The following is a 3,342-nucleotide window of genomic DNA, read 5'->3' as shown; positions in this document are numbered from 1 at the left end:
ACAGCGCCGCCAGCGGCCGCCGCAGCCGGGCCGCGCGTGCCCTCACGGCAGCTCCAGCGGGAGGTCCATGCCGTCCAGGACCGAGGGGCAGGGGCAGCCGCGTTCGGCGGGCAGCGCCTTGACCACGTCCGCGACGAGGCCGCGCAGCCGCCCGATGTTCTCGCCGAACACCCGCAGCACCTCGTCCATGGTGACGCCCTCGCCCTCCTCGATGCCGGCGTCGAGGTCGGTGACCAGGCAGAGCGGGGTGTAGCAGAGCGCCAGCTCGCGGGCGAGGACGGCCTCGGGGTGGCCGGTCATCCCGACGAGCGTCCAGCCCTGGCCGGCGAACCAGCGGGACTCGGCCCGGGTGGAGAACCGGGGGCCCTCGATGACGACGAGGGTGCCGCCGTCGACGGGCGCCCACCCGGCGGTGTTCGCGGCATCGACGGCGGCGCGCCGGCCGACCGGGCAGTACGGGTCGGAGAAGGAGACGTGGATCGCGGCGCCGTCGTCGTAGTAGGTCTGCGGGCGTGCGGACGTCCGGTCGACGAGCTGGTCGGGGACGGCCAGCGTGCCTGGCCCGAGGTCGGGGGTCAGCGAGCCGACCGCGCTCGGCGCGAGGACCTGCCGGACGCCCAGCGCCCGCAGCGCCCACAGGTTGGCCCGGTAGGGGATCTTGTGGGGCGGGAAGCGGTGGTCGCGGCCGTGCCGGGGGACGAACGCGACGCGCCGCCCGGCGAGCTCGCCGATGGTGATGGCGTCGCTCGGGGGGCCGTAGGGGGTGTCGACGCGCACTTCCTCGACGTCGTCGAGGAAGGAGTAGAAACCGGAACCGCCGATGACCGCGATCTCGGCCGTGGGCTGGGAGTTGGTGGACATGCCGCCGACACTAACCAGCCCGCCGGAGCGCGTGCGACCCGCAGCGAAATGTGGATAACTTCATGATCGGCGACGCGGCGGAGGGGCCCGGTGCCGCACCGGACCCCTCTATATCCCCAGAAACGGGGCACCCTGTGAAGCGGGGCGGATCTCGCGTCAGCCCACCCGGTCGAGGACGCGGGACCGGCCGGCGTGCGCCTCGCGGGCGGCGAGCCGGCCCGGCGCCCAGATCCGCCGTCCGAGGTCGTGCGACAGGGCGGGCAGGAGCAGCGACCGGACGACCAGAGTGTCGAACAGGACGCCGAACGCGACGACAAAGCCCATCTCCACCATGGACACCAGCGGCAGCGTCGCCATCGCGCCGAACGTCGCCGCCAGCACCACCCCGGCCGAGGTGATGACGCCGCCGGTGACGGTGAGGCCGCGCTGGATGCCGCGCCGCGTGCCGAGCGCCTGGGACTCCTCCCGTACGCGGTGCATGAGGAAGATGTTGTAGTCGACCCCGAGCGCCACCAGGAAGGTGAACGCCTGCAGGGGGAACCCCGTGTCCGTGCCCTCGAAGCCGAAGCCGTGCCTGAAGATGAGCGCGCACGCGCCCAGCGAGGCGAGGAACGACAGGACGACGGTGCCCATCATCAGCAGCGGCGCCACGAGCGCGCGCAGCAGCAGGACGAGGATGACGAAGACCACGCCCAGCACGACCGGGATGATGACCTTGTTGTCGCGTACGGAGGCCCGCTTGGTGTCCAGGGACGTGGCGGTGGTGCCGCCTACCTTCGCGTCGGCGGACGGGACGGCGTGCACAGCGTCCCGGAGCCGGTCGATGGTCCGCTCGGCCGCCTTGCTGTCGGCTGGGTCGCGCAGGGTCGCCTCGTACATGACGAGCCCGTTCTCGGTCGCGGGCGGACCGACCTGGGCGACGCCCTGTGTGCGCGCGGCCGCGGCGGCGATCTGGGTCGACTCCGACGCCTTGCCGATAACGACGGCCGGGGAGCCGGATCCGGCGGGGTAGTGCCGCGCCACGGCCTCCTGCCCGGCGATCGAGTCGGGGCGTCCGGTGAACTGCCCGGGGTTGGAGAGGCCGTCCGCCTTGAGCGAGCCGAGGCCGAAGGTGAGACCGATCAGGACGATGCCGGTGGTGACCCAGAGCAAGCGCGAGCGCCTGCCCACCAGGCCCGCCACGCGGGACCAGATTCCGTGCTCGGCCTCGTACGCCTCCGGTTCGAGGTACTTGGCGTCGTAGCGCGGGACGAGCGGCCAGAACACCCAGCGGCCGAAGATGACGAGCAGGGCGGGCAGGAGCGTGACCATCGCCGCCAGCGCGGTGAGGACGCCCGCCGCGGCCACCGGGCCGAGCCCGGCGGTGGAGTTCAGGTCGGCGAGCAGCAGGCACAGCAGGCCGACGGCCACGGTGGCGGCGGACGCGATGACGGCGGGCGCGGCGCGGCGCAGGGCGAACGCCATGGCCTCGTGCCGGTCCTCGTGCCGGTGGAGCTCCTCGCGGTAGCGGGCGACGAGCAGAAGGGCGTAGTCGGTGGCGACGCCGAACACCAGCACGGTCATGATGCCGGAGCTCATCCCGTTGACGGTCAGGTCGGCGTACTTGGCCAGCAGGTAGACGACGGACTGTGCGAGTCCGAGGGCGAAGACGGCGCTGAGCACCGGGATGAACCACAGGACGGGGCTGCGGTAGATGATCAGCAGCAGGACGATCACGACGATGCCGGCCGCCATGAGCAGGAAGCCGTCGAGGGTCTGGAACACGCCGAACTGGTCGGAGCCGGCGCCGGCGGGCCCGGTGACGTGCGCGGACAGGCCGGGCGGTCCCCGCTTGACGAGGTCGCGGGCCTGGTCGACGGCGTCGGTCACGTCGTCGCTCTTGATCGGGACGAGGGTCTCCAGGGCGCTGCCGTCCTTGGAGGGGAACGGTCCCTGCGCCTTCTCGGCGCCCGGGAGCCGCTCGAAGGCGGGCTTGTCGGCGGCGGCCTTGGCGCGGTCGGCCGCGGTGATGCCGGAGGGACGCTCGTAGACGATGACGGCGAGCATCGTCTCGTCCTTCTGGAACATGTCCTGCTGCTTGACGACCTGCGTGGACTCGGCGCTCGCGGGCAGCCAGGACGCCGCGTCGTTGTCCTCCACGTCGCCCAGGCGCCCGGCGAGCGGGCCGAGCGCGGCCAGCAGGACGATCCAGACGGCGAGGACGGCCCACTTGCCGCGGCGTCCGGCGATCAGCCCGGCGAGCCTGCCGGCCGGTGTTCTGGGGGGAGCCTGGCTCTGTGCGCGCATGGTCGATCTCCTGAGAGGTCCGTGGATCTCGCGATATGACGCGAAAACTCGCTCAGGACCAGAGTCTCTCGAAAGGCGAGAGGAAGCAAGTTATATCGCGAAATCTCGGGGTGGCCTCAGGGTCCGGCTAGGGGTGGCCTCAGGGATGCTCCCCAGAGCACGCGGAAGGCCGGAGGAACCCGTTCGGGTTCCTCC

General features: G+C 72.2%; 2 protein-coding genes. Both read right to left on the bottom strand.

The window, feature by feature from the left end; genetic code table 11:
- Positions 1-42 precede the first annotated feature (42 nt).
- Positions 43-861 (bottom strand): S-methyl-5'-thioadenosine phosphorylase, encoded by an 819-nt coding sequence (locus tag ABZ914_RS48865; RefSeq protein WP_500201439.1) that lies wholly within the window; start codon positions 859-861, stop codon positions 43-45.
- Positions 862-1,017: 156 nt separating this feature from the next.
- Entirely contained in the window at positions 1,018-3,147 is a 2,130-nt protein-coding gene (locus tag ABZ914_RS48860) for an MMPL family transporter (protein ID WP_500201438.1), read from the bottom strand.
- Positions 3,148-3,342: the final 195 nt, after the last annotated feature.

Source organism: Spirillospora sp. NPDC046719, from assembly GCF_040645715.1.
Classification (GTDB): Bacteria; Actinomycetota; Actinomycetes; order Streptosporangiales; family Streptosporangiaceae; genus Spirillospora.
Note: the sequence above shows the minus strand (reverse complement) of the source record. Positions and strands in the feature narration are given on the sequence as shown.

Excerpts from the sequence above, each read along its gene's own strand:
- ABZ914_RS48865 (WP_500201439.1), bottom strand. The coding sequence starts at position 861 with ATGTCCACCAACTCCCAGCCCACGGCCGAGATCGCGGTCATCGGCGGT.
- ABZ914_RS48860 (WP_500201438.1), bottom strand. The coding sequence starts at position 3,147 with ATGCGCGCACAGAGCCAGGCTCCCCCCAGAACACCGGCCGGCAGGCTC.